Source organism: Bradyrhizobium sp. LB8.2 (assembly GCF_040548035.1).
GTDB lineage: Bacteria > Pseudomonadota > Alphaproteobacteria > Rhizobiales > Xanthobacteraceae > Bradyrhizobium.
Map to the genome: position 1 here is coordinate 1 of NZ_JBEPQV010000041.1, position 25,139 is coordinate 25,139.

Here is a 25,139-nt window from a genome sequence, read left to right on the forward strand (position 1 = left end):
TCCCGCCATAGAGGCCACCGAAGCAATTTGGTGGCGCCGCTGCAGTCATCGGCGAGAAGTTGTCCAGTAACATTCTTGATGAGGCAATGCGCCCCCTAAGCCGGGGGATCGGCGTCCAAAATTGGCTCTGACGCATATTCGATGATCGTGATTGTTTTTATGGCGCGCCAATCAGCCTGGCTTGAAGTAGATCGAGCTTAGCGCGCCCGTACATCTGCCGTTTGACCAGCTTGAGCTTGGTGATCTGAGCTTCCACTTGGCCATTGGACCAGGGTTGCGTAATAGCGGCGTGCACCGCGCCCTTATCGTTGGCGATTCCATTCGCGAACGAGGCGATGAGGCTCCGCTTGGATTCATCAATCCAAGGTTCGAGCTCCATCTCGGCCTTCTTTCGGATCATCGCGTGGAAGCGGCCAACGAGGGCTTGCGCATCGGCCAGCATAGGGACGTTTTGTTCGATGACCGCAAGCGTGACGGTCTCGGCCCTGGTTAGGTGGTCGCGCTTCGTCGTCATCAGCTGCGCTATCGTCCTGGCGGCGGGCACCTTCTGCAATTGTTGATGGCTGATAGTCTCGGCACGCCGCCGTCGCGTCGCCCATTCCGCCACCACGCGTAGTGATCCCTTGAAGCCTTGTCCCCTCAAGCGGCGCCAGAGCTCGGCACCGTTGCGACAGCCGACTGACCACTGCGCGTCCAGGAACGGCAGATGTCCGTCCAGGGTGCTTTGACGGGTGCGGAACATATCCGAACCGCCGCCGCGGCTAATTTGGCGAACCTGATTGCGACTATGTCCTGTGCGGCGGACGATCTCCTTGAGCGGCACACCGTCGCTGACGAGAGCCGTAATTACGGCATGGCTGTCCTGGCGCCGCAGATAGCCCTGATAGCGCAGCTTTTCCGCACTGGTCAGCAATTCCGGGTTGATCGTCGTCGCTCCGATTGCGGTTCGGATTCTGTTCATGGAGCGTCGCACCGCATCAAGGAAGGCCGCGCTCGCATTTTCCATCAGATGCCAGCGGTCAGCGACTTGGATGGCGTTCGGCAGCGCCTTGGCTGCTGCCTCGCCGTATCCACCACCGCGATCTCGCGACACAATGTTGATCGTTGGGTGCTTCGATAGCCACGCCCGAACGGTCGCAGTTTCCCTGTCAGGCAGCAGGGTAACGATCTGCCGCCGCTCCAAATCGCACACGATCGTCCCGTATCGATGGTTTCTCCGGAACGCCCAGTCATCGATGCCCACAACAAGCAATGGATCTGTCGGCATCGCCGCCCGCCGGCGGACCACCCGTAGCAAGGTATCGTTGCTGACGGGCAGCATCAGCCGCTTGGCGAAGCTTGCCGCCGGCCGGCCGCCGAGCGCTAACCCCAAGTGATGGACGATGTATTCCAGTCGTGCCGTCCGGCGCCGTCGAAGCGGGACGATGTCTTCACCAAACCGCTCCGCGAAGATCCGCCGACGGCAATGCGGCACCTCACATGTGAAGCGCCGCGTGAGCAATCGGAGGCGCACCTTTCTGCCCGCTGATGGCAAATCGGCCACGTGCCGGATGTAACGGCTATGGATTCGGCGCGATGCTGTCGCGCATAAAGGGCACTGGGCCTCCGCAGCCTCTGACCGAACAGCCAGAATAACCGTATCCTCTGAATCACTTACGCCATCAAATACCAAACCACTCGGGACGAGCGATGAAATTCGAAAACCTGTCCGCATGGCGCCGATTCTCCGTTGAAGAACCACAGTCGCCGGCGAACTTCATCAGAAATGAGTCAGAGCCAAAGTTGCAAGCCGATTGACAATAGATCTTATTGATCTCGATGCGATGACGGCCGAACTGCAGCCGCTAATCGACAAAGTCTGGCGCCACTGCGAGAACACGGGCAACCGAGGCCGTACCGTCACGCTGAAGATCAAGTTCTACCACTTCACGCGCAGCAGGTCGGGTTCCACCGCCATCGACAGTCGCAGCGACCTCGAACGGGTTCGATAGAACGATTGAAAAAGGAGATGCCTCTCGCCAAGCGGTCCGACTGCTAGGAATCTCGCTCTCGTCGCTCTCTAACCTCTGCAATAAGTGCGAATCGCATCACTGCCGGACGCGGCGAACGTTTCGCTCCTAGCTCGAAGCGAGCTGTCCAACCTGCTGATCGCCTCCCTCGTCACTTCAGTTTCGCCTTCTATGCGACGCTCACGCGCCGCACACCGATCACTTCAGTCCTCCGCGTCGAAATTGAAGTCGCCAAACTGCGCGTCGAAACACATATGAGTTTTACAAAAGTCTTTAATTGCTTGACCTGTTTTGCTCTGCCAGCCTTAGTTGACGGATCGAGCGTAATTCGTTTCTGCGCGCATTTTCTCACGCTCCGGCGTCGGTCTGTATGTACACGCTCCACAGCATCTTCTTATCGTCAGCTCGCGCCTCGTTCGCCTGCGTTTCTCGGCGCACGGACCGAAACCACACGGCTAACGGCACCCAACTCAGGCGCGCGGCAAGCGCATCATCGCTCCGGGAGAACCATCACACCGCCGCTTACGTCCGGGATAATCACGTCGGAACGCTGATCGAGAACACCCGGATTTTCCTATTTCACTTGCTGGCGCTGAACAGCATCGGCGCACCCATCATGCGGATCGATCCCGCGTACCGCGCCTCATGCACATGATCAGCTGCGCTAACATGAACTTCTCGACTACCGACCCCGAAAGCGCCGTCGCCTTGGCTGTTTTCCTTCGACAGATGCGCCGATGTTCAGCTCGACGATCCTGCGGTTCGGTAGAACCCGATTTGGTTTCTGCGCGAGCGCATCGGCCCTGCGGCAACCCACCGACATGGACCACCCGCACGCACTAAGCAGCTCGGATCCAGCTCATCGCGTGATCTGCGCTCCGCAATAAAAGGATAGCCGAACAGGCCCAAACAAAATCTGGAGGGAAACCATGAAAAACATCAAGAACTTATTCGCGCGCGCCTGCGTCGCAACGCTGATAACGACATCGGCGCAGGCGCAGATATCGGACGACACCGTCAAGATCGGCGTGCTGACCGACCTGAGCGGCGTATACGCCGATGCCGCCGGTCCCATGTCAGTAGAAGCCGTTCGGATGGCGATCGGTGATTTCGGCGGCAAGGTAGCCGGCAAGCCGATCGTCATGGTGGATGCCGATCACCAGAATAAGGCGGACATCGGTGCTGCCATCGCGCGTCGCTGGTACGAAACTGAAAACGTTGACGTCATTGTCGACCTCGTAAACTCGGCTGTGGCGTTTGCCGTGCTGGAACTAACCAAGCAGAAAGGCAAGGCGATCCTGATTGCTTCCGCAGGTTCGTCGGATCTTACCGGCAAAGCGTGTTCGCCAAATTCAGTACAGTGGATCTATAACACCTACGCACTCGCCAATAGCACGGCGCGGGCGCTCGTCATGGAGGGTGCCAAGAGTTGGTATTTCCTGACCGTCGATTACGCCTTCGGACATGCGCTGCGCAATGATGCGGCCAAGGCGGTGGAAAAACTCGGCGGCACCGTCGTCGGCGAAGTTCGCTATCCTCTCAACAGTATGGACTTCTCGTCCTATATCCTGCAGGCGCAGAATTCTAGGGCCGACGTCGTCGCGCTCGCCAACACTGGCGGCGACCTCGCAAACTCGATCCGGCAGGCTCAGGAATTCGGACTCACCAAGGGCAAGCAGCGCCTGGCAGCACTCCTGATGCAGAGCAGCGACATCCACGCCATCGGACTGCAGGCAGCGCAAGGGCTACTGGTGACGACCGGTTTCTATTGGGACCTCGACGACCAAACGCGGGCCTTCGCCAAGAAGTTCATGGACAAGACCGGCAAGCGACCGAATATGGTTCATGCCGGGCTTTACTCGGCGGTGACCAATTATCTCAAGGCCATCGAAAAGTCCGGCACTGACGACGGCCCGAAGGTGATCGCGCAATTGAAGTCGATGCCTATCGAGGATTTCTTCGCCCGCAACGCGTCGCTGCGCGAAGACGGCCAGTTGATCCATGACATGTATCTGGTGCAGGCCAAGTCGCCCGCTGAATCGAAGGGGGCGTGGGACTACGAAAAGCTGCTTCAGGTGATTCCCGGCAAGGATGCTTTCGTGACGCCGGAAGAAAGCGCCTGTCCGCTGCTCAAGAAGTAACCACTGCGCTGCTTCCCTCCCGTCGATTGAGATATCCCTGAGATGACAGAAATGAACGAAGCCACGCCGTATATCTGGATGCCGCCATCGGAACTGGCGGCGGCAAGCAATTTGACGGCGTTTCTGCGTGCCACCGGGCAAAGCGACTATGACGAACTCGCGTCGAGAGCGGAAGCCGATCCCGCATGGCTGATGCAGGAAGTCTTCAAGTTCTGCGACGTGAGATTCTACCGCAACTATGACCAGATGCTCGATGTTTCGGCCGGTCAGGCCTGGGCGCGCTGGTGCGTCGGCGGCACCACGAATATCGTGCTGAATTGCCTCGACAAGCATCGCGACACCGCAGTGTGGGACCGGACGTTCCTCGTCTGGGAAGGCGAAGACAAGCGTGAGCGCCGCTCGCTGAGCTACCGCGAATTCGACCGCGAAGTCGGGCGGTTGGCGCAAGGACTGCACGATATCGGGATCGGACGCGGCGATGTGGTCGCAATCTACATGCCGAACCTGCCCGAGACGTTCGTCGCTTTCTTCGCAATCCTGAAGCTCGGCGCGATCGTCATGCCGCTGTTTTCTGGATTCGGCCATACGCCGATACAGACCCGCTTGAATCATGGAGAAGCGAAGGCCGTCATCACCGCTGACGGCACATGGCGGCGCGGCGCTGCGGGGCCGCTCAAGTCAGTGCTCGACTTGGCCCTGGAGGCCTCGCCGACCGTAAAAAACGTGATCGTTGCGCGTCGCGGAAATCTGGCGATCGACACGCCAATGCAGAAGGACCGCGACCTCTGGTGGGACGATGCCATCGCCGGCAAGGGCGCCATGATCGCAACTGCTGAGATGCAGGCGGAAGACCCGGCGATCCTGCTCTACACTTCTGGTACATCAGGCGAACCGAAGGGATGTGTTTGGAACCATATCGGGTTCATCGGCTCGATGGTCACCCGCGATATGATGATCTGCAGCGACTTCAAATCGTCGGATAGGTTCTTCTTTTTCAGCGATATGGGCTGGATGGTCGGCGCGATGTGCGCCTGCGTCCCAAGTTTCGCCGGTGGCAGCTTGCTGGTAGCCGAAGGTACTCCGGATTACCCGGATTCGGGACGGTTCTGGCGACTGATCGCCGAACATCGGGTGACCTACCTCGGCGTGTCGCCGACGATCGTGCGCGGTTTGATGCGTTACGGGCTTGAAGTAGAATCCTACGATCTATCCAGCCTGCGGATGACGGCCTCCGGTGGCGAGGCGTGGACCAAAGCGCCTTGGCTGTGGTTCTTCGAGCACGTTTGCAAGAAGAAGATCCCGATCATCAACATGTCAGGTGGCACCGAAGTCGGTGGCTGCATCTTCACCGGAACGCCTAATCACCCGATGAATCCGGGCTCTTTCGCGCGCCCCGCGCTAGGCGTAGGCGCCGACATCGTTGATCTGACCGGGCAGCGCGTCCCCGATGGGACGGTCGGAGAACTGGTCCTGCGGCACTCCTCGATCGGACTGACGAAGAGCCTGTGGAAGGCCGATGAACGCTACATCGAAAGCTACTGGAGCACGTTGCCCGGATTGTGGGTTCATGGCGATTTCGCGATGCGTGGGGAGGACGGGCTCTACTACATTCTCGGCCGCTCCGACGACACCATCAAAATCGCCGGCAAGCGCACCGGACCGTCGGAACTCGAAGGCATTCTGATCGCAACCGGCAAGCTTGCGGAAGCCGCCGTGTTCGGCATTCCGCATCCGGTCAAAGGCTCGGCCATCGTATGTGCCTGCGTGCCGATGCCGGGCGTCGTAGGCGATCGTGACCTCGGAGACCAACTGTCGTCCGCCATCGTCGCAGGAATGGGCACATCCTATCGTCCCGAAATGATATTGTTCGTCGACGATCTGCCACGTACCCGCAATATGAAGATCATGCGCCGCGTGTTGCGTGCCGTGTTCGAGCACAAGGATCCCGGCGACCTCTCGGCGTTGGCCAATCCCGAGGCCGTCGACCGACTGCGTGAAAAAGTGACCGCTATTTGAACCAACCGGTAAACTCCGAGCGAACCATGCGTTGTCGCTTAATGTCCGCACCTTGATACAAGACGCAAGCCCTTCCCGCCCTCGGCGCGGGTGCCCCGGAGAATCTCTCGTGCTGTGGACGCGTCAGCAGCAGACCACAAATGCGAGTGCATCATTCATTTTGAAATCGACCTCTATAGGAACTGTCACCATGAAGCACAATCGCAATCGTCAGGTCATCCTGAAATCCCGGCCGGCCGAAATTCCGCAAGCCGACGATTTCGATATCATCGAGTCTGACGTTCCTGACTTGGTGGACGGCCAGATCCTGATACGAAACGCGTTTCTTTCGGTCGAACCCGCCATGCGTGGTTGGGTTAGTACCGTCGCCAATTACTTGGAGCCGGTGCGCCTCGGCGAAGTGATGCGCTCCTTCGCCGCCGGAGAAGTGCTACAGTCTGCACATCCCGACTTCAAGCCGGGCGACAAGGTGATGGGCATGTTTGGTTGGCAGGAGTTCGCGGTCGTCGGACCCGCCGCCGTCACGCGAAAGATCCGGGAGGGCGAACTGCCGCTTTCGCTCTCGCTGGGCGTCACCGGCCTCAACGGAATCACCGCCTATTTCGGGCTGCTAGACATAGGCCAGCCCCGCCCTGGCGATACGGTGGTGGTGTCGACCGCGGCCGGCGCTGTGGGGTCGGCGGTCGGTCAAATTGCCAAGATCTCGGGTTGCCGAACGGTCGGGATCGCTGGCGGACCGGCGAAGGTCGCGCAGTGCCGTGAGCTGTTCGGCTATGACGAGGCGTACGATTACAAGAGCGACAATCTAGCCTCCGCGCTCGCTAAAGCTTGCCCTCGGGGGATCGATCTCTATTTCGACAACACCGGTGGCGCGATCAGCGACATCGTACTTCGGCATCTCGCCGTCGGCGCGCGCGTTGTGATCTGCGGCACTGCTTCGTTCTCGACTTGGGATCCTTGGCCAAACGGTCCGCGCACCGAGCGTCACTTGCTCGTCAAGCGCGCCCGCATGCAGGGTTTCGTCATCTTCGACTACGCACCTCGGTTCGAAGAGGCCGTTTCCCGTCTGGCACAATGGGTCCGCGATGGGCGATTGCGCTATTCCGAAGATGTACAGAACGGAATCGAACACGCGCCGGGAGCGATCGCTGGACTCTACCGAGGCGAGAATACCGGCAAGAGGCTCATCAAGATCCGCTGAGGAGCGGTTCGGCAAAGCTCAAGAGCTTCGACCAACATCGGGGCCTGATGGCCACGCAAAATTCGCACGGCGACGTTCTGCCGTTGCCCTGACGTCCCTCCTTAGAACACTCAGCCCGCCGAAGCACGAGCGCTCCTCACTCATAGTCGTCGCCACCAATGCGCATGGTGGGACGGTCGAGAGAAGCGCGAGCGGCATGTCAGCGCAGCCCGAGCCCGCGTGCGATGATTCCGCGCAGAACCTCGGTGGTGCCGCCCTGAATGGTGAGCTTGGGGGCTATCTTGAGGTTGAAGGCCAGGCACTCATCAAGGGTAGCATGGTTGCTGGTTTCAGGATCGACGAAGGCGGCGAGATCGCGCACTTTGTGTGGCAACCGCTGCTCCCAGATCGTTCCCATATCCTTGACGATGGCTGCCTCGACCACCGGCTCCCTACCGGCTTCAAGCATTCCGGCTACGGAGACCGACATGCGCCGTAGCGTGTGGAGTTGCGCCACCAGACGCCCCAGCCCTTCCGCCGCGCGGATATCAGGCTCCGGTCCGAGCGAGCGAACCAGTTCGGTCAAAACCGCGTAGGTCTCAAGAAAGCGTTCCGGCCCGCTGCGCTCGTAGGCAAGTTCGCTAGTTGCCTGCTTCCATGCTCCGTCAATCTCACCAAGCAGGTTGCCTTCAGGAATGAAGGAATCTTGAAACACCACTTCGTTGAACTCGCGCAGCCCCGACATCTGTCGAATGACGTTGCAGGTGATGCCTGGCGTCTTCATATCCACCAGGAACGACGTCAGGCCATGACGTCTGTTTTCCTTAGTGGGCGCCGAGGTCCGGAATAGGCCGATCATGTAATCGGACACGTTGGCGTTGCTCGTCCAGATCTTGGTGCCGTTGATCAGCCAGCCGCCATCGGTCTTGGTGGCCTTGGCTTTGGCCGCAAACAGGTCCGACCCCGAACCGGGCTCGCTCATGCCGATACAGAAGCTGGCCTCGCCGCGGATGATCCGCGGCAGGATGGACTGCTTGATTTGCTCCGATGCGTAGCGGATCAGCGTTGGGCCGCTCTGCCGGTCAGCGACGAAGAACGGGCGAACCGGCGCGTTGGCTACGCACATCTCTTCGGTCACCACGTAGCGCTCCAGATAGCTGCGCTCCTGACCGCCGTATCTCTTCGGCCAAGTCATCCCGATCCAACCGCGCTCGCCGACCCGCCGACTAAACGCCTTGGCGTCTTCTTCTTCGGTGCTCCCCGACCTCAAGGGATCGAAGGTCCCGGCCGAGACCTCGTCTGCGAGGAATGCGCGGACCTCGCGACGCAGCTCCTGGCAATGCTCCGGCAGCCGGATCGGATCGAAACGCAATGCTGTCGTCATGTTCTTGGCTCCCAATCCTTTAACGCGATGCGATCAGCGGCCACAGTTCATCGGCGCCACGCCTACCGATCCACCGACCGAGTTCGGAGGACCAGTAGCTCTCGCTCCCGAAATCATCTCGCCAGGCCAGAGCGCGCAGTGTCAGACGGTGCAGTACATGCTCGGTCGTGAAGCCGATTGCGCCGTGCACCTGATGCGCGATCGCCGCGCCCTTGTCGGCGGCCTCGCCGCAGCGAATCTTTGCCGACGCCACCTCGAGCAAGAGGCCGTCCGAATCGCGTGGATCCGCACCCATGGCATCGGCCGCAGATGTCGCCGCAGCGACCGCGGCGGCGACCTCGCCACCTAGTTGCGCGAGATTATGCTGCACCGCTTGATATCTAGAGATGGTTCGCTCGAAGGCGACGCGCTCCGTCGAATAGAGCACGGACAATTCCAGCATCGCCTCCAGCGCCCCGCTGATCTGTTGGCTGCGCACGGCGCTGCCCATCAAGAAAAGGGAGGTCGGATCGAACCAGTCTGGCGCGATCGCAATTGCGACTGGATGCACACCGGCAACGGAAACAGTATCCGCCGCGTCGCCAGCAAGGTTTTCGAAGCGATCGATGCGGCACAGCGAGGCATCCACCAAAGCGATCCTGAGTCCTGAAGCGCTCTCGGCGAGAACCGCGAAGTGAGCGGCATCGCGCGCAAACGGGATACGCCTCGCGTGTCCGGTCAGTCGTCCCTCGACAGCCAGCGCGATCAATTCACGCGAGCCACCGGGTACCACCGTCATCATCCCCTCCGGCGCGACGATTCCGCCTTGCGACAGCAGCCACCCCGCAAGCATGGTCTCCGCCAGGGGCGCCGCGAGGGCCGATCTTCCGGCCGCGCGCAGCACGGCAAAGCCGTCGATCAGGCTCGCGCCCGAACCACCGTGCTGTTCCGATACCCACGCCAGCGGTAGACCAGCCTCGGTAAGTGCGCGCCACAACGGCGCCTTCCAAGCATCACCCCGCGCGTGCGCAACTTCCTGCAGATCTGCCAGGTCGGCGAAAATCCGTTCGGCGGTCGAAACGACTATATTGTCTTCATCTGACATGGAGGCTCCTTACTTGGGCGGCACTCAATTTGAGCGGACCGACGGCCTGTTCTGCCTTGGCATGGCCATCGTCCGCTCCATTGCAGGCTTGCGATCTACTCCGGTAACAGCTTGATGATGGCAAGATCGACAGAGAACCCACCGAAAGCAGGATGGCGAATACTCGTGCGCACCTGCGAAGATTGCCGATTGCGACACAGTCACTCGCTTAAGTGGAACTTGACCGCATCGCGCATCATGGCGGCAAATGCCTTCTCCTGCGACACTAGCGCGTCGGTCAGGCCAGCAACGCAAATAGCGAGAGGTTCGCTCGACTCAGCCACTCTCGGAAGGGCCATGGCCACCACACCGGCGCCTGGCGTCACCAGACTAAGCGACAATGCATAACCTTGCTTTCGCACCTTCCCGAGTTCGGCCAGCAACGCCTTTATGTCGACTTGTTTCTCATGAGGCGTGTCATAGGAGTTAAGCAACTTGACCAGACGGCGGACCTCCTTGTTGGTATATCTAGACAGCAATGCATAGCCCAATCCGGACTTCGCCAGCGGGCGCAGCGTTCCGGAGCGCACATGCAAGCGCATGGGGACCTTGGATTGGATGACGTGGATGTATTGCGCGGCCAAGCCGTTGCGCAGGCCCACCATGACGGTCTCTCCGGCCTTTGCCGACAGATCCTCCATCAAGTTGATCAAGCGTCCACGGCGGAACAGGACTGGGCTGAGCCAGTGGCCCAGCATCGATATCCGCGCCGTCGGGATATAGGTTCGACGGCCAGCGTCATAATGCAAATAGCCCAGCGCGGTCATGGTCCGCATCAGAGCAGACGTGCTCGACTGCGGAAACTGCAACGCGGCAGAAACGTCAATAGCCGATGCGGCGGACTGATGCTCCTCGAAGAACTCAAGAACCTCGAACACTCGCTTCGCTGACTTGACCGAGCTGTCGATCTTCTGATCTGGCGGCACCAGACTTTGAGTAACCTTGGGAATGTCGCGGCGGAATTCAGGCGTCACACTGCGCGTCGGCGCCGGTTTGGCAGGTTCATTTCTGTTCACAGTCGCCGCCCTCGTTCCTCATCCCGACATCAAGCCGACTCCTGAACCACCAGCTAACGTACCGGTCGGGGCGGCCGGCCCATGCGGGATCGGACCCCGGTCGAAAGCGCCGCGCGCGCCAGCCAGCCAAAGCAACTCTCTCGCAAGCCTTGCCTCTCCGTCTCGCAGCGCGGATTCGGCGTTCAGGTTTAGGACTTATGCCTATGGCATCCGATGGACTTTCTTCCCCGCTCAGGATGCGTTCGGCGCCGGCCGCATTAAAGCCCGGCGCTCGCCGGATCATGCAGCGACACCGCAGCAGCTTCGTGCCACCCGACGAGCAATCGATTATATCGATGCCTGTTTCCTTGAACTCGATTGCAGATGATAGGAAGCTCTGGATGCACCATCCAACACCGACGCCATCGACCGACGATATCCGCGCCAGCGCTCCAAGTTGATACGGCCAAGACATTCCACACGATAGCCGTTAGCACGATGGCGTCAAATCATAAAAGTATTCTCAAAAAACTCATATGAGGTTTGAGTCGTCGTCTTGGCCTCGTCCGAAAGAATTACCGATTGACGCGGTAAGAACTTCGCATCATCGCTGCGTTTCCTAACGTGATGAGACACTGAGCGTTAGCGGCAATCATCCAAAGCAAATGGGAGAGCCAGATGAACGACCAGACGTTGGCGGCCGGTCCCGACAATCGCTATTCCAAGTATACGCGGCTTCAGTTCGACTGGCCGCAGCCGCGCGTACTACGGGTCACCATGTCGAATGGCAAGATGAACTCCGCCGATGAGAAAATGCACGGCGAGCTTGGCATGATCTGGCGGGATATCGACGGCGATCCTGCCGTCTCAGCCGTCATCCTGACCGGTGCGGGCAAAGCCTTCTCAGCGGGTGGCGATTTGACCATGATCGAACGTATCATCGACGATCATGACACGCGGATGCGTAGCTGGAAGGAGGCTCGAGACATCGTCTACAACATCATCAACTGCTCAAAGCCCATCGTGAGTGCGATCAGAGGGCCAGCGGTCGGTGCCGGTCTTGCATGCGGCTTACTTGCAGACATCTCCATCGCCACCAAATCGGCGCGCATCATTGACGGGCATACTAAACTAGGCTTGGCAGCGGGTGATCATGCAGCGATTGTCTGGCCGCTGTTATGCGGAATGGCGAAGGCAAAATACTATCTTTTATTGTGCGATCAGCTTTTGGGCGAAGAGGCCGAACGGATCGGCGTGGTATCAATGTGCTGCGAGGACGACGAACTGGACGCGAAAGCGATTGAAGTCGCCGGCCGTCTCGCTGCAGGGCCGCCAAGCGCCATCCGCTGGACGAAATACGCGCTCAACAATTGGCTCCGGCAGGCCGGACCGACATTCGATGCTTCGCTGGCAATTGAGTTCATGGGATTTGTTGGACCGGAATTGAAGGAAGGCCTTGTCGCCCTCGCGGAAAAGAGACCGCCGGCATTTCAACAAGACTGCCCGCTCTAAGAACACAAGAACTGCTGCGTTCTGACGCTCCTCGGGTCGCTCGGCGCGGATTTTTTGCCATCGACATCACCCGCGGTCGCTCGGGTGTTGTCCGCGCACCGAGCCCAGCCTGACCGGAGGCCGTTCGAACGAGCGCATATGTTCGAACGGGGAGCTGTTTCGTGGAGGGCAGGTAAATACTATCGCAAAGCTGATGTTCAACCATGCGTCGGCATCCAGCGCACATTTCGCGAGCACGTCGCAAAATGGAGAAGACCTTCACAACGATTGGATATTCCCATGCCACATGCTGCGGACGACATCGCGTCCGACATCATCGAAAAATGGGCAGCGGCGTTCAGCAGATTGGATGCCGACGCCCTGTCCTCACATTATTCCAAGCACGCGTTTTTCTTCGGCTCGAACCCGACACTGTACCGCGGGAGAGACGGTGTCGCGGCCTACTTCAGGGGATTGCCGCGGTGGCGGGCATCTGCCGTTCAATTCAGCGACGTAGTCGCCGAAAGCGCCGGTCCCGAGCTCGTCAATGTCGCGGCCACGGCGTCGTTTGACGTTGATCGAGGTGGGCTAAAACTGCCGCTCAAAATTACCTGGGTGATCGCCCGCGAGGACGGCGACTGGAAAATCGTCAGCCATCACGTCTCGTCGAAAACGCCGCTGATTTAACACGCGCAAGGCGATTTATGGACGGAGCACTTAGCAGAAGCACTGTGCTGGCACGCGAACCGATCACGCGACATGGAGAGAGCGTCATTGCTCCCTCCGTGCCGTCCACGAGCCGGAGCATGCTGCCGAGCCGGAGCGTCCTTTCCAAGAGCCTCGGCCACTCGTCATGGACAGGCGGCCGGATCCCGATGCAAATTTATCGTGCACGGTAACGGATGCCCGCGCGCGTCCGTTCGGATCAACCGCGCCATAGAACCTCACAAGATTGGGATGGCTGATCCTACCGTTCGAAATGTTGACGTCAAACGCATACGCAGGATCGCAGGGGCCCGATTGCGTCTCGAACGAAAGGTGCCACGCGCCATCGTAGTTGGTATTGCCTTGTCTCGGCCGCGCATCGGCACCTTCGAGTGCGATCATGCAAATCGTCGCTGCCAAAATAATAATCTTCACGCTCGTTACCCCATCCGCAGAATAGTTTTCATTTGAACCCACCCCGACGCATTGAGACGCTTCCGCCTGATCCGGTAGCCCTTGGCGCGAAGGTGCGTCGCTGTATCAGAGACGCCGCTCCGCGGCCAATTTGAAGCCGGTGCTGCCCGGCCGGTGCTCGACTGTTGGCATGGCAAGTGTCGTTGCGCCAAATGAAAGGCAGAACTTCCAGTTGCGTGGCATCGGCAGATGCTTGTTAATCGAGATTCCGCGCAACCGGACGATTTTCTTGCGGGGTTCAGTTGTCCCCGTAGTAGCTGCCGAAGTATTTGACGGGTGACCAATTCGGAAGAATATCGGGAAGCTTTGGAGATAGAGCGCTGTAGTCCTGAGCACCAAACACAACCCTGCCGTCCATGACAGTCAGAACAGAAGAGACCGATTTGATCTGATCCTCCGGTACGGAAAAGTAATCCCTATCGAGAATAGCGAAGTCCGCGAGATTGCCCGGGGCGATCAAGCCCATTTCGGCTTCTGCATTGGCGAACCACGCTGGACCACTGGTATACAGCTTCAGCGCTTCGGCGCGGGAGAGACGGTTGTCCTTGGCAAGAACCTCGGATCCGGAGACAGACTTTCCAGACACCATCCAGCTTATACCGACCCATGGGTTGAACGTGGCAGCCCGAAAGGCGTCGGTAGTCATGGCCAATGGGATGCCGCTATCAACGAGCATGCGCAAACGGGGGGTCCTCAAAGCCTCCTCGCGACTATGGGTCTTGATAAAACCATCGGCATGCAAAGCCATTTTGTGGTCCAGGGCGATGCCGCCACCCAACCTTTTCACCCGATCAATGTTCTCCGGAGTGATGGTCTCAGCGTGTTCGAGACTCCATCGCAAATCATCGAGCGGGATCGTTTCGTTCACCTTCTCCAGAGCGTCGAGAAACGGCGAGATGTTCTCGTTGTAGGTGGTGTGCATGCGGAAAGGGATGCGCCGCTCCACCAGCTTCCTCACGTCCTGCTCGACGAAGCGCCGCATTTTCTCCGGCTCGATGACGACCGCCGGACGATCGAAGTTCTCATGATCGTGCACTTCTCCCGCCAAAACCTCCCCGGCCCCTCGATATTCATGGCCATGTGCCAAGGTAGGGTGCAGGTTTTGACCTGGGCTTATCGGGGCTGTTTTCGTGACCGCCTCAACCTCCAGATCCACCATGTTCACCGGTCCGCCCTTGCCGAGTTGCAGATCCACAAAGGGCATGCGCACATTGAGGCGGTTGTCTCGTGCGAGTACGTCCACCCTTGCCTGAGCTTTGGGGTATTCCCATCTACCGCCGTTATCGATGATCGAGGTCACGCCGAACCGGTTGAGACCGCGGATGCTGTATATCAACGAACTCACTTCTTCGTCGAACGTGGGCTGCGGCACCATGGTCTCCAGGGCCAGGAACAACCACGTGTAGCCGTGGATTACACCGGTGTATTGTCCGCGGCTGTCCTTTTCGAGTTCGGTGCCCGGCACCTTCGGGAATCGATCGGTGCCTAACCCAAGCACCTCCATCGCCCGTTTGTTCAAGTAGGCGCGGTTGTAGGCATACTGCACGATCATGGGACGATTAGGCACGGCCTGCTGCAATTCGTCCAACGTAGGAAAGCGGTTCTCCTCAAATTGGAAGGGGGACCAGCCTCCGATCACCTTGACCCACTGGCCCTCCGGCGTGCGTTCGGTTTGCTCGCTCAACATCGTCAACGCCCGACGCAACGTCGGCACGCCATCCCATCTTACATTGGAGTTATATGCCAAGTCGTTGAGCACGTGGATATGGGCATCCATGATGCCCGGGATGAGTCTTCTGCCATGCGCATCTATTACCTTGGTCTCGGATTTCTTCAGACCGAGGATATCTCCGTCGGACCCAACGGAATAGATGCGGCCTTTCTTGACGGCCAACGCTGAGGCTTCGGGCTGCCCGCGGTTGCCGGTCAAGATCTTCGCGTTGAAAACGATCAGGTCAGCGCCAGAATCATCTTGCGTCGATTGTGCCTGAACCGCGGATAACGAAGAAATCGTCACCAACGCGATTAAAATTCTTCTGATCATTTTATCCCCATTCGGCAGTTCTTAAGGCTGATCGGCCTCGCTAGACGGTAGCCGTCATTGCAAGTTCGTCATCGCAGGAGGCAGGATCGTAAGCACCGATATCTACCGTTTGCCGACTCGCGATTCTTCGCGATCGGCCAACTGATCTATCTGCTTGGTGCGCACTCAATCCCGCTTCCAGGCGCTGAAAAGCGCAATCAGATCCTCGCATGCCGTTGTAAGAAAGTTGGTTTGTTGGAAGACGCACGCCCTCATGACGAGGTCTAGATCGCCAGTACCATCGCCATTCATTCGACGGTAGGTAGTCGCGGCGATACACTGCGTCGCAGAATCGGGAACGGGCGGAGACGCGCACTAAACGATCGGAGATAGTCGGAAGTCTGACAGTAAAATTGTGGTATGCGCCGCACAAGAAGGTCTAGCGGGCTTGCGGCGCAGGCGATTCACTTTCTCCGAAACATTCGATCAGCAGATCAGTCAGCACGCGGACCTTGCGCGCCGGCAGCTGCCCCGGCGGGCGGACGACATATAGGCCTGCCGGCGGCAGTGGATAACGCGTCATGATCGGAACGAGGGCTCCAGACGCCACATGCTGATCCGTGAGACCATCAGGAAGCCAGGCGATGCCGACTCCGGCTAACGCCGCCGCAATAAGCGCGGTGCCGTTGTCCGCCTTGAAGCGCCCTTGAGGACGGACCGAGACTATCTTTTCGCCGTCCAAGAACTGCCAAGCTTCAGTCCCCTGCATGAGAGCTTCATGGCCTGCGAGGTCTTCCGGCTTCTCGGGTATACCATGCCTCTCGATGTAGTCTGGGCTTGCGACCAGCTTCCCATAAATCGGCCCGACATTGCGCGCGACCAGGCTTGAATTCTGAAGGAAGCCAAATCGAACAGCGCAATCGAACCCCTCCGCCACGAGATCGACAAAGCGATCACTGTAGGAAGCGTGAATCTGGAGCTGCGGGTGCTGCCGCGCCATATCAGCAAGTACCGGGGCCAGATGAGTTGGGCCGAAACTAAGGGGCATCGCCACTCTGAGGCGACCGCGCAGCTCGCCATCGTTCAGTATCAAGTCGCGTGCGGCGTCGATCTCGGCGCAGGCTCTTTCCGCGTAGTCTCTGAATGTGATCCCGGCCTCCGTCAAAGCTGCTCCGCGCGTGGTTCGCGCGAGGAGTTGCACGCCGAGGTCCGCCTCAAGCCTGGCGAGATGCCGACTGACGACGGACTTCGAGACGCCGAGACGGCGCGCGGCGGCCGAAACCCCGCCGGAGTCGGCGATTTCCACGAAAATGCGTAACTCTTCGATATCCATCTCGGTGTTCCAGTTTCGGCGACGCAGTGTCTCAGATCAGCGGCCTACCGCATTGCAGTTGGTGGTGACAGTGTTCGCGCCGCTGCCGCCCTTCTCTTCCGTAGTTCAATCGCAAACGAAGCGGCAGCAGAGGATATATGCATGACGTTCCGTAACGGCCTAGACTCTCTCCTTCGTCCTCAAGACTCAGTGCTCGTCCTGATAGACCATCAACCTTACCAGCTCGCGAACCTTAACAGCCACGATCCGCATGCCGTAGTCAATGCATCGACGGCCCTCGCAAAGTCGGCCAAGGTCTTCAACGTTCCTACCATTCTAACAAGCGTGGTGGCGGCAAGGGGAGGACTCATCTTTCCCCAGATCACCGATGTATTTCCCGGCCAGGAAGTTATCGACCGTACGTTTATCAACACCTGGGAAGACAAGAAGGTCGTGGATGCCGTCAAGGCGACGGGTCGCAAGCAGTTGATCATCGCAGGTCTTTGGACGGAAATCTGCGTCGCGATGCCGGTGATCCAGGCTCTCGGCGAGGGCTGGGACGTGACCGTCATCACCGATGCATCGGGCGCCACTTCGGTCGAAGCGCACGAGGTCGCCGTCCAGCGCATGATCGCGGCCGGAGCGAACATGATGACCTGGCTGGCGCTGGCTGCCGAATGGCAGCGCGACTGGGCCCGGCTGGATACGGCTGGCCCCCTTACGGAAGTGATAGTGCAGCACGCAGCCGGAAGCGGCATCGCGTATCTGTGGGAACAGCAGTTGCTCAATACGCCGGTGCCCAAGGGCTAAACCGATCGGGCAAGGACACGTTGCCGCGAGAAGGAGGCATCCTTCTCGCGGTCTCGTCGTTCGCCTTTGCGGCCCGAACTAGCTGACGACGTCCTTGAACGAGGGCGCTCCGGTGCTGGAATCGAGAGCACACCTATCCTACCTGTGGATCGCCATCGTCGATGAAACGCATAATGCTGAATTTTAGCCTCGTTTGTGCGACGGCGATCGTAGCTACGACCTCCCTCGCGCAGGCGCAGGTCAGGACGGACGTCGAGCGGGCGCCAACCCTGACGAGCGAGCGATACTCGGAAGATTGGTCCTATCTTTCCGATCCATCCAAGCGGACCGGCCACTGGACGGAGCCGTTCAAATACATTCGATTGGACGAGAATGGAGAGGCCTATCTCTCGACCGGCATGGAAGTTCGGTCACGCTACGAAGGCTATACCAACGTCGGTTGGGGATCGGCGCCGAACGACGGCTATGTCTGGAACAGGTTTATGCCTTATGCCGATCTCCATGCGGGACACATGAGGTTCTTCGCGCAACCGATCGTCTCCGGAATCGCCGGGACCGACCGCGCCCTTACCCCTGTAGACACCACGGGCGCCGACATGCTGCAGGCATTCGGCGAGATGGAAATGCCGCTCGGTGACCGCACTACGCTGCGCACTTCCGCAGGGCGCAAGATGATTTCGCTCGGAGCGGGCCGTTTCGTCGATACGCGCTACGGTCCTAACATCCCGCGGGCCTTTGACGGTGTCGACGCGACCGTGGCGGCTCCGGTTCGGCAGGTCACGCTGCTGTATGCTCGCCCAGTCGATAATTTTCCTGGAGACTTCGACGATCGTACGTCGCATCAGCAGTCGCTTTGGGGGGCGTATGCCACGCAGTGGCTGAAGGAGAACAGGTCGGTCGGCTTCGACATATATTATCTCGGTCTTTTGGATCGCAAAGCTGTTTTCGACCAAGGCAGCGGCAGAGAACTGGTGCATACTTTCGGCACGCGGATCTTCGGGGACACCGGCGCCTGGTTCTGGAATTTCGAAGGCGCTGTGCAGCGGGGAACTTTCGGAAATGGTCGCGTGGCGGCATGGGGCGTTGGCGGTGAATTCGGCTATCGTTTCCTTGAGACGCCCCTTCAGCCCGAAGTCCGGCTCACGACCGACGTCATCTCGGGAGACAAGAACCCGGACGACCACGAACTCGGGACGTTCAACCCGCTTTTTCCGCGAGGAAAATACTTCGGCGCACTTTCCCCCATCGGACCGCGCAACCTCATCCAGGTAAGACCAACTATCACTGTCTATCCGCAAAAGGACATCGCGGTCTCGCTTACCGGGGGTGCCTATTGGCGGCAAAGCACGGCCGACGGAATCTACGGGATCGGGGGAAACCTCGTGCGAAGCGGAAAAGGCAGCGACGAGCGCTTCATCGGAAATCTCCTGGAATTCTCGGTTGGTTGGCAGGCCACGGCTGAACTCAACCTGTCGGCATCGTTGAGCGCCTTTGAGCCTGGACGCTTCATATCGGACACCGGGCCTGCGCGCACCATAACCATGGTGGCTGTCATGTCGAACTTCCGGTTTTAGCGAGCTCGCGAGCCGCCCGGCTGGCTGCGCTCCGGCCTGCGGCGTTCCGGAATCGGCGACACAGCTTCGCAGAACCTCATACTAGTCCGAACAACGGAAGCGACATAACGTCCAACGGTAATCAGTTGAACCAAAAGGTGAAGCAAGTTCATGAAAACGCTCGGAAAATCCGCAGGCAAAGCCGCACACGACGCGTCGGTCCAAAAGATCGAAGAGGTACTGCAGACCTACGAAGCGGCGCTGAACGCCTCGGACACCGACAAGGTGCTGACCGTATTCGCACCTGACGGCGTCTTCATGGCCCCGAGCAGCCCTTCGACGGTCGGCGCCGATGCAATCCGGGCTGCCTACAACGGCATCTTCAAGGCGATCACCTTCGATACCGAGTTGACGGTCGCGGAAGTCGTGCAGGTCGCTCCGAACTGGGCGTTTGTCCGGACGAGCTCGAACGGGCACGTGACCGTGAATTCGATCAAACAGCGCGTCCCCGACGCCAACCACGAACTGTTCATCTTCCAAAAAGGCGATGACGACGCGTGGAAGATCGCGCGCTATTCCTTCGCGACGACGAACCCGCTGCCCCAGTAACTGGGCGCGCGCACCGCCTGACAGAACCGAGGCGATGTGGGATGGACTGGACGGCGATCTCGTGGGGCTGATCGTCATCGCCACAGTCGCCATCGGCGGTGCACTCGGCCCGATGCAACTTGCGCCACACATCATCCTGCTCTCGGGCGTTGGCGGCATGGTCGCTTTCTTCCCAGCCTTCCAATTGGGCCTACGTGTCGTGGCCGGCGTTCGGCGTACGCGCAACGACTTGGCGCCGGATGCTCATCGGGATTGGGTCGGAGCATCGACTTCGAACCATCTACCTCGGCGCTCGCCGACAGGTATCGTTCATTAACCAGATGAGGAGCCCCTATGGAAATTGGTATCGATAGCTTCGCGGCCATTCTTCCCGATCCGGCTACCGGGAAGCCGCCGTCAGCGACCGAGCGGATGGCCGATCTCCTTGACGAGGTCGAAGTCGCAGACCGGGCCGGGCTCGATGTCTTCGGAATCGGCGAGCACCATCGTGCCGAGTTCCTCGATTCCGCGCCCGCGATCATCCTGGCGGCGGCGGCGGCACGCACGAATCGGATCAGGCTGACGAGCGCGGTCACGGTACTGAGCGCCGCCGATCCCGTTCGGGTTTTCCAGGAGTTTGCGACGCTTGACTTGATCTCCAAAGGGCGCGCCGAACTCGTCGTCGGCCGTGGTTCTTTCGGCGAAGCCTATCCGCTGTTTGGTTTCGATACGCGGGACTACGACGAGCTGTTCGCGGAGAAGCTTGACCTGTTTCGGAAGCTCGGCGACCAGACGCATCTTATCTGGAAGGGCCGGTTCCGTGCCGCGCTCCAAGGTCAGGGCGTCTATCCGCGTCCGCATCAGCCGCGACTTCCCCTCTGGATCGGCGTCGGTGGCACGCCGGAGTCCTTCGCGCGCGCCGGCGCGCTCGGCCTTCCCCTGATGGTTGCAATCATCGGCGGGTCTTTCGAGCGCTTTCGCACGCTCGTCGACCTCTATCGCGAAGCCGGCTTGCGCGCGGGCCACGGTCCTGATGCACTTAAAGTGGGTGTCCATGCGATGGGATTTGTAGGCGAGACCAATACGGCAGCAAAGGACGCATTCTTCCCCGGTTGGGCGCATCTAACGTCAAAGATCGGCCGCGAGCGTGGCTGGTCCCCACCGACGCGCCACCAGTTCGATGTCATGGCCGGCCCGGAAGGCGCATTTCTGGTCGGCGATCCCGAGACGGTTGCAGCCAAAATGCGCCATGCAAGCGACGCCCTTGGAGGCGTATCGAGGATCACATTCCAGATGAGTACGGCCTCCCTCGAAACCGCCGCAATGAAGCGCTCGATCAAACTCCTCGGCACTGAGGTTGCGCCGATCGTTCGGTCGCACCGCGCCAAGCCGTGAAGCACGTCCCAGTCCTGGCAGGAGGCGGGTGAATGGCGGCCTCAGGCATTATACTTCGGCGACGGGAGCGTTCCACTTCTTGCGACACCGTGGGGCACGGCGAGGGACTACCGCAGCGACAACAGGGCTGACATTGTCCGTCGAAGCGACACAGCGGTCGGTTCTTTCCTCAACGAACTCTCCGCCCAGACAGTTTCGAAGAGCCGAAGGAATGGCTTCAGAGGCTTACCGGTTCGACCGATAACTATTCAACAGCGGAAGGAACGCGCTGAACATGACGATGCTGACGACCCAGGACATGCAGATTTGCCGGCGTTCATCGAGGAGATCGAAATCGCATGATTGAGATGATTATCGAGCAGCGGCGCCGCGATCTCGGAGGTGGCTTCGAAGTCGGCCGGGTGCTGCCTTTTGCAAAAAGGCGCATGGTCGGCCCTTTCATCTTCTTTGACCATCTAGGACCGGTTGATCTCGCACCTGGCGTCGATCGCAGCGTCGACGCCCGTCCGCACCCGCACATCGGCCTGTCCACGGTGACCTATCTGTTCGCTGGCGAAGTCGTGCACCGCGACAGTCTCGGATACGAGCAGGCGATCCGACCTCAAGAGGTCAATTGGATGGTCGCTGGGCGGGGCATCACGCACAGTGAGCGAATGGAACGCGCACGTGCGCAGGGCGACCGTCTGCACGGCATTCAAGTCTGGGTCGCGCTGCCGAAGGAGCAGGAGGAAGTGGCTCCGTCGTTCTACCATTGTTCCGGAGGACAGTTGCCAAAATGGAACGAGTCAGGGGTTGTGGGTCAACTGATCGCTGGCAACGCCTACGGGCTGACGGCCGATGCCGTGACCCATTCTCCGCTGTTCTATGCCCATCTTGACATGGAGTCAGGCTCGACCGCGGAAATCCCTGGCGGCCACAAGGAGCGCGCGATCTATGTCGCGACCGGTGCCGTGGAATTGGGCGGTACGCGCTACGAAGCCGGACGGATGCTGGTGCTGAGCCCGTCCGCCTCGCGCATACGAGCGTTGCAGCATTCCGCGGTGATGGTCCTGGGCGGCGAGCCGGTCGGCGAACGGTTCGTCTACTGGAATTTCGTGTCGTCCTCGAAGGACAGGCTCGCGCAAGCAGCTTCGGACTGGAGAGCAGGAAAGATGAAACTGCCCGATGCCGACGATGCTGAATTTATACCCCTGCCGGAGTAAACAGTTCCGCCCGTTCTGCCACGCAGCCTAGGAGAAGTCGATGCACGATACCAAGGCCGAATGACTGCCGCCGTCGATGCGACCAGCTTCAATGCTACCCTAGCGCTCACGACCCAAGTAGCTATGACCATTGCGTTTGGTGATTTCGGTTCGGCCTTGATCTGTGGCGGTGGCGTGATGAGGACTTTGATGGTTGCGGCATAATCATTGACGCGCTGACGAACCGCCAGGATCGCATGGGGAACGGAATCGATGACGCACCGGCAGCCGTCGGCTCGGTACAACACGGCAGCGCTAATCATGATCTTCGCCATCGCACTTGGTGGCTGCGCGCGTCGGCCAGGGCCGTCGGTGCTCGATCCGGTGCCGAGCGTTGGCGCTGTGAACGTTGTGAATGTCTACGTCGCGAGCACGCGTGCTGCGCAACCTGGAGCGCCGGTACCTCTCGCCGAAGGCGGCGCGGCAGAGCCGGCATACTTCCGCTATGTGATCTCCATCCCGCCCGTTCACAGGCCTACCGAGATCGAATGGCCGATTGACGCTCCCGACCCGGCCAGGCATTTCTCAGTCGCTTCGGCTGAACGTCTCGATGAAGAGAGGTTCCTAGTCGAAATCGGGAAGGCCGCTGCACGCGGCGATTCACTTGGCCGCGACGTCGGCATCTTCGTTCACGGCTACAACAACAGTTTCCAAGAATCGTTGTTCCGGACTGCCCAACTCGTTGCCGACTCGGATTCCGGTCGCTCGGCCGTTCTATTCTCCTGGCCGTCGAAGGCAGAACTCACTGGCTACATCGCCGACAAGGACGCGGTGACCCTCTCGCGTGACGCGCTCGCCCACCTTGTCACGCGGGTGGCGGCCGACCGTAGAGTGAGGGGTGTCAAACTCGTCGCGCATAGCATGGGGTCTTGGCTGACGATGGAAGCCGTTCGACAAATTCGTATCGCGTCGGACGTTCGAACTCTCGAAAAGCTCAACGATGTAACGCTCGCGGCGCCCGACATTGACACCGAGGTCTTCCTTCAGCAACTGCGCATCATTGGCCGCCTGCGCTCGCCCATCACAGTGCTTGTTTCCAAAAACGACCAAGCTCTGTCGTTTTCCAGGTTCCTTGCGGGAGGCCAACTCCGCGCCGGGGCGGCGGACATTGACGATCCCCGCGTCGTCTCTGAGGCCAGAACCGCGAATGTCCGTGTTGTCGACATATCCGGCCTCGCCACGTCGGCGGGGTCCGGCCATGACGGTTTCACGGCGTACTCGGCGATCTACGGCCGGCTCCAAACAAGCCGTGACGGGCTGATCGCCTCGGAGGTAGGTGCTGGGGTGTACGCTCTCGATGTGGCCGACAGGCTGAGGCCTTTGGACGCCCGCCTCGAACGGAGAGCTGCGGTCCCGTAGCGCCTCGAGCATGCACAGTTCTCAGTGTGCTTCAGCGAAGCAGAAGCAGGGGTCGGATCGACACGCGCCCCGAACACGAAAGCGCAGGATCTCTCTCGCATCCTCTCGAAGGACTGCGGTAAGCCGGAGGAGTCAACGCGCCTCGCTGAAATGAAACTGTCGGCGGTCGATTTCCACACCACATTTCTGCTCGCCGCAGTGGCATTCCTCTCTCACCGATTTGCCGCTTGCCCGATCAAGACAACAACGGCGCTATTCCAGCCGCGCGGTGCTTTAGCGACGGCCGATGTCCGCGTTAGTTTGACATGCCTCCCGAGGCGGACGCGCAGCACACGCCGGTCTTGCGTTTGATGCGCCCGTAAACGTCCGCCGCGAAGCCCGCTGATTGTTCGTGTCGGAAGTGCACATTGATCATCGCCAGAACCAGTCGTTCCGCCTCGCTCCGAGCAACGCCCCGGGCGCGTGGCGCGCGATTAAAAAGTGGAAAAACACGGCCGTCTCCATCTAAAGGCCGATAAACCGTTACAGCTTTCCTGCGTTGGCCCGATCAAAGCGCGCCTGAAGCGCAGCACCGCGCATTTCAAGAGTTACGAAGCGCTCAATCGCTGTGTGAACTAAGCAGGCTGCTTCGCGTTGATCGTCGCCCAGCCTATAATATACCGGACGGAGACTCTCCCATGAATGTTCGCAAGTTTTCCGTTGCTGACGCATCATTCGAGCGCTCGCCTGGACAGGACGGAGAGGTGCTCGTCGGCAACGTAATCGACCAGCGCCATGGTGGGCCGATCACCATCGGCTTCGGTCGCTACGGGCCTCATCAGAGCATCGATGTAACGCTCGCTGTTCACGGTGTTATGATGATTCTTGAGGGGCATCTGTTGGTCTCGACAGGCACCGGCACGATCACCGCTGGTCCGGGCGAGATGGTCTACATGTCGAAGGGCGAGTCTGTCACCATCCGTTCACATGAGGATGGGGCAGTCACCGCCTATGTCACATATCCGCACTGGCAAGCGGCCCTTGCGTGAACCAAGCCGACTCGCCAGCACAAGCTGTCTTCTACGGAAACATCTTCCAAGGCGAGAACCGCGGACGCCCGGGCGAAGAGAGGCACCCGCTGCACCTTGATCAAGTGTCGGCCTGTCTTTCCGGCACGTCATATTCATGTGTTGCGAAGATTGAAATGCACGAGTCGATCGCAGCCGCTACGACAGATCATGCGGGAGGAAAGGGCGCGCCTTCGAGCGCTTCCATGAACTGAACAAGTTGCTTGAATCGGGATCGGCACCCCTCCGCTTGCTACTCTCAGTCGCGAAAAGCGGCGCCTTGAAACGACATGT

20 protein-coding genes are annotated in these 25,139 nt (G+C 59.7%); 13 read left to right on the forward strand and 7 right to left on the reverse strand.

Annotation, left to right across the window (positions count from 1 at the left end; translation table 11 throughout):
• Positions 1-157 precede the first annotated feature (157 nt).
• Positions 158-1,714: an ISL3 family transposase gene (locus ABIB06_RS34250; RefSeq protein WP_354052659.1), complete on the reverse strand. Its 1,557-nt coding sequence runs from the start codon at positions 1,712-1,714 to the stop codon at positions 158-160.
• A gap of 109 nt (positions 1,715-1,823) precedes the next feature.
• Here ABIB06_RS34250 and ABIB06_RS34255 point away from each other — a divergent pair, with 109 nt between their 5' ends.
• The 4 genes from ABIB06_RS34255 (at position 1,824) to ABIB06_RS34270 (ending at position 7,367) form a co-directional block, all read left to right on the forward strand.
• On the forward strand, positions 1,824-1,991 hold the full coding sequence (locus ABIB06_RS34255) for a DinB/UmuC family translesion DNA polymerase (protein ID WP_354052661.1): 168 nt from the start codon (positions 1,824-1,826) through the stop codon (positions 1,989-1,991).
• A gap of 947 nt (positions 1,992-2,938) precedes the next feature.
• Positions 2,939-4,150: an ABC transporter substrate-binding protein gene (locus tag ABIB06_RS34260; RefSeq protein WP_354052663.1), complete on the forward strand. Its 1,212-nt coding sequence runs from the start codon at positions 2,939-2,941 to the stop codon at positions 4,148-4,150.
• A 51-nt stretch (positions 4,151-4,201) separates the two neighbouring features.
• Positions 4,202-6,166: an AMP-binding protein gene (locus tag ABIB06_RS34265; protein WP_354069972.1), complete on the forward strand. Its 1,965-nt coding sequence runs from the start codon at positions 4,202-4,204 to the stop codon at positions 6,164-6,166.
• Positions 6,167-6,356: 190 nt separating this feature from the next.
• Entirely contained in the window at positions 6,357-7,367 is a 1,011-nt protein-coding gene (locus ABIB06_RS34270) for an NADP-dependent oxidoreductase (protein ID WP_354052664.1), read from the forward strand.
• Between the two features lie 199 nt (positions 7,368-7,566).
• Here ABIB06_RS34270 and ABIB06_RS34275 read toward each other — a convergent pair whose 3' ends face one another.
• From ABIB06_RS34275 to ABIB06_RS34285, 3 genes are all read right to left on the reverse strand, one after another.
• Positions 7,567-8,730: an acyl-CoA dehydrogenase family protein gene (locus ABIB06_RS34275; protein ID WP_354052666.1), complete on the reverse strand. Its 1,164-nt coding sequence runs from the start codon at positions 8,728-8,730 to the stop codon at positions 7,567-7,569.
• 19 nt (positions 8,731-8,749) lie between these two features.
• Positions 8,750-9,814 (reverse strand): acyl-CoA dehydrogenase family protein, encoded by a 1,065-nt coding sequence (locus ABIB06_RS34280; RefSeq protein ID WP_354052668.1) that lies wholly within the window; start codon positions 9,812-9,814, stop codon positions 8,750-8,752.
• A 200-nt stretch (positions 9,815-10,014) separates the two neighbouring features.
• Positions 10,015-10,869: an IclR family transcriptional regulator gene (locus ABIB06_RS34285; RefSeq protein ID WP_354052670.1), complete on the reverse strand. Its 855-nt coding sequence runs from the start codon at positions 10,867-10,869 to the stop codon at positions 10,015-10,017.
• A 657-nt stretch (positions 10,870-11,526) separates the two neighbouring features.
• On the opposite strand from ABIB06_RS34285, the gene ABIB06_RS34290 reads away from it, so the two are divergent.
• On the forward strand, positions 11,527-12,360 hold the full coding sequence (locus tag ABIB06_RS34290) for an enoyl-CoA hydratase/isomerase family protein (RefSeq protein ID WP_354052672.1): 834 nt from the start codon (positions 11,527-11,529) through the stop codon (positions 12,358-12,360).
• A 279-nt stretch (positions 12,361-12,639) separates the two neighbouring features.
• Positions 12,640-13,026 carry a YybH family protein gene (locus tag ABIB06_RS34295; protein ID WP_354052673.1) on the forward strand — a complete coding sequence of 129 codons (387 nt, stop codon included), beginning with the start codon at positions 12,640-12,642 and terminating at the stop codon, positions 13,024-13,026.
• A 730-nt stretch (positions 13,027-13,756) separates the two neighbouring features.
• On the opposite strand, the gene ABIB06_RS34300 is transcribed toward ABIB06_RS34295, so the two are convergent.
• Positions 13,757-15,562, reverse strand: coding sequence for an amidohydrolase (locus ABIB06_RS34300; RefSeq protein ID WP_354052675.1), 1,806 nt, complete (start codon positions 15,560-15,562; stop codon positions 13,757-13,759).
• Between the two features lie 418 nt (positions 15,563-15,980).
• Positions 15,981-16,874, reverse strand: a complete 894-nt coding sequence (locus ABIB06_RS34305; RefSeq protein ID WP_354052677.1) for a LysR family transcriptional regulator — start codon at positions 16,872-16,874, stop codon at positions 15,981-15,983.
• A gap of 141 nt (positions 16,875-17,015) precedes the next feature.
• Here ABIB06_RS34305 and ABIB06_RS34310 point away from each other — a divergent pair, with 141 nt between their 5' ends.
• From ABIB06_RS34310 to ABIB06_RS34335, 6 genes are all read left to right on the forward strand, one after another.
• The gene (locus tag ABIB06_RS34310; RefSeq protein WP_354052679.1) at positions 17,016-17,663 is read left to right on the forward strand and encodes a hydrolase; all 648 of its coding nucleotides are present in this window, start codon (positions 17,016-17,018) and stop codon (positions 17,661-17,663) included.
• Between the two features lie 173 nt (positions 17,664-17,836).
• Positions 17,837-19,237, forward strand: coding sequence for an alginate export family protein (locus tag ABIB06_RS34315; RefSeq protein WP_354052680.1), 1,401 nt, complete (start codon positions 17,837-17,839; stop codon positions 19,235-19,237).
• 150 nt (positions 19,238-19,387) lie between these two features.
• Positions 19,388-19,825, forward strand: a complete 438-nt coding sequence (locus tag ABIB06_RS34320) for a YybH family protein (protein ID WP_354052682.1) — start codon at positions 19,388-19,390, stop codon at positions 19,823-19,825.
• Positions 19,826-20,158: 333 nt separating this feature from the next.
• Positions 20,159-21,199, forward strand: coding sequence for an LLM class flavin-dependent oxidoreductase (locus tag ABIB06_RS34325; RefSeq protein ID WP_354052684.1), 1,041 nt, complete (start codon positions 20,159-20,161; stop codon positions 21,197-21,199).
• Between the two features lie 347 nt (positions 21,200-21,546).
• Positions 21,547-22,401: a pirin family protein gene (locus ABIB06_RS34330; RefSeq protein WP_354052685.1), complete on the forward strand. Its 855-nt coding sequence runs from the start codon at positions 21,547-21,549 to the stop codon at positions 22,399-22,401.
• Between the two features lie 300 nt (positions 22,402-22,701).
• Positions 22,702-23,799: an alpha/beta hydrolase gene (locus tag ABIB06_RS34335; protein ID WP_354052686.1), complete on the forward strand. Its 1,098-nt coding sequence runs from the start codon at positions 22,702-22,704 to the stop codon at positions 23,797-23,799.
• Positions 23,800-24,094: 295 nt separating this feature from the next.
• On the opposite strand, the gene ABIB06_RS34340 is transcribed toward ABIB06_RS34335, so the two are convergent.
• Positions 24,095-24,214 carry a thiamine pyrophosphate-binding protein gene (locus tag ABIB06_RS34340; protein ID WP_354052687.1) on the reverse strand — a complete coding sequence of 40 codons (120 nt, stop codon included), beginning with the start codon at positions 24,212-24,214 and terminating at the stop codon, positions 24,095-24,097.
• Between the two features lie 262 nt (positions 24,215-24,476).
• Here ABIB06_RS34340 and ABIB06_RS34345 point away from each other — a divergent pair, with 262 nt between their 5' ends.
• Positions 24,477-24,827 (forward strand): AraC-like ligand-binding domain-containing protein, encoded by a 351-nt coding sequence (locus ABIB06_RS34345; protein ID WP_354052689.1) that lies wholly within the window; start codon positions 24,477-24,479, stop codon positions 24,825-24,827.
• The last annotated feature ends 312 nt before the right edge of the window (positions 24,828-25,139 follow it).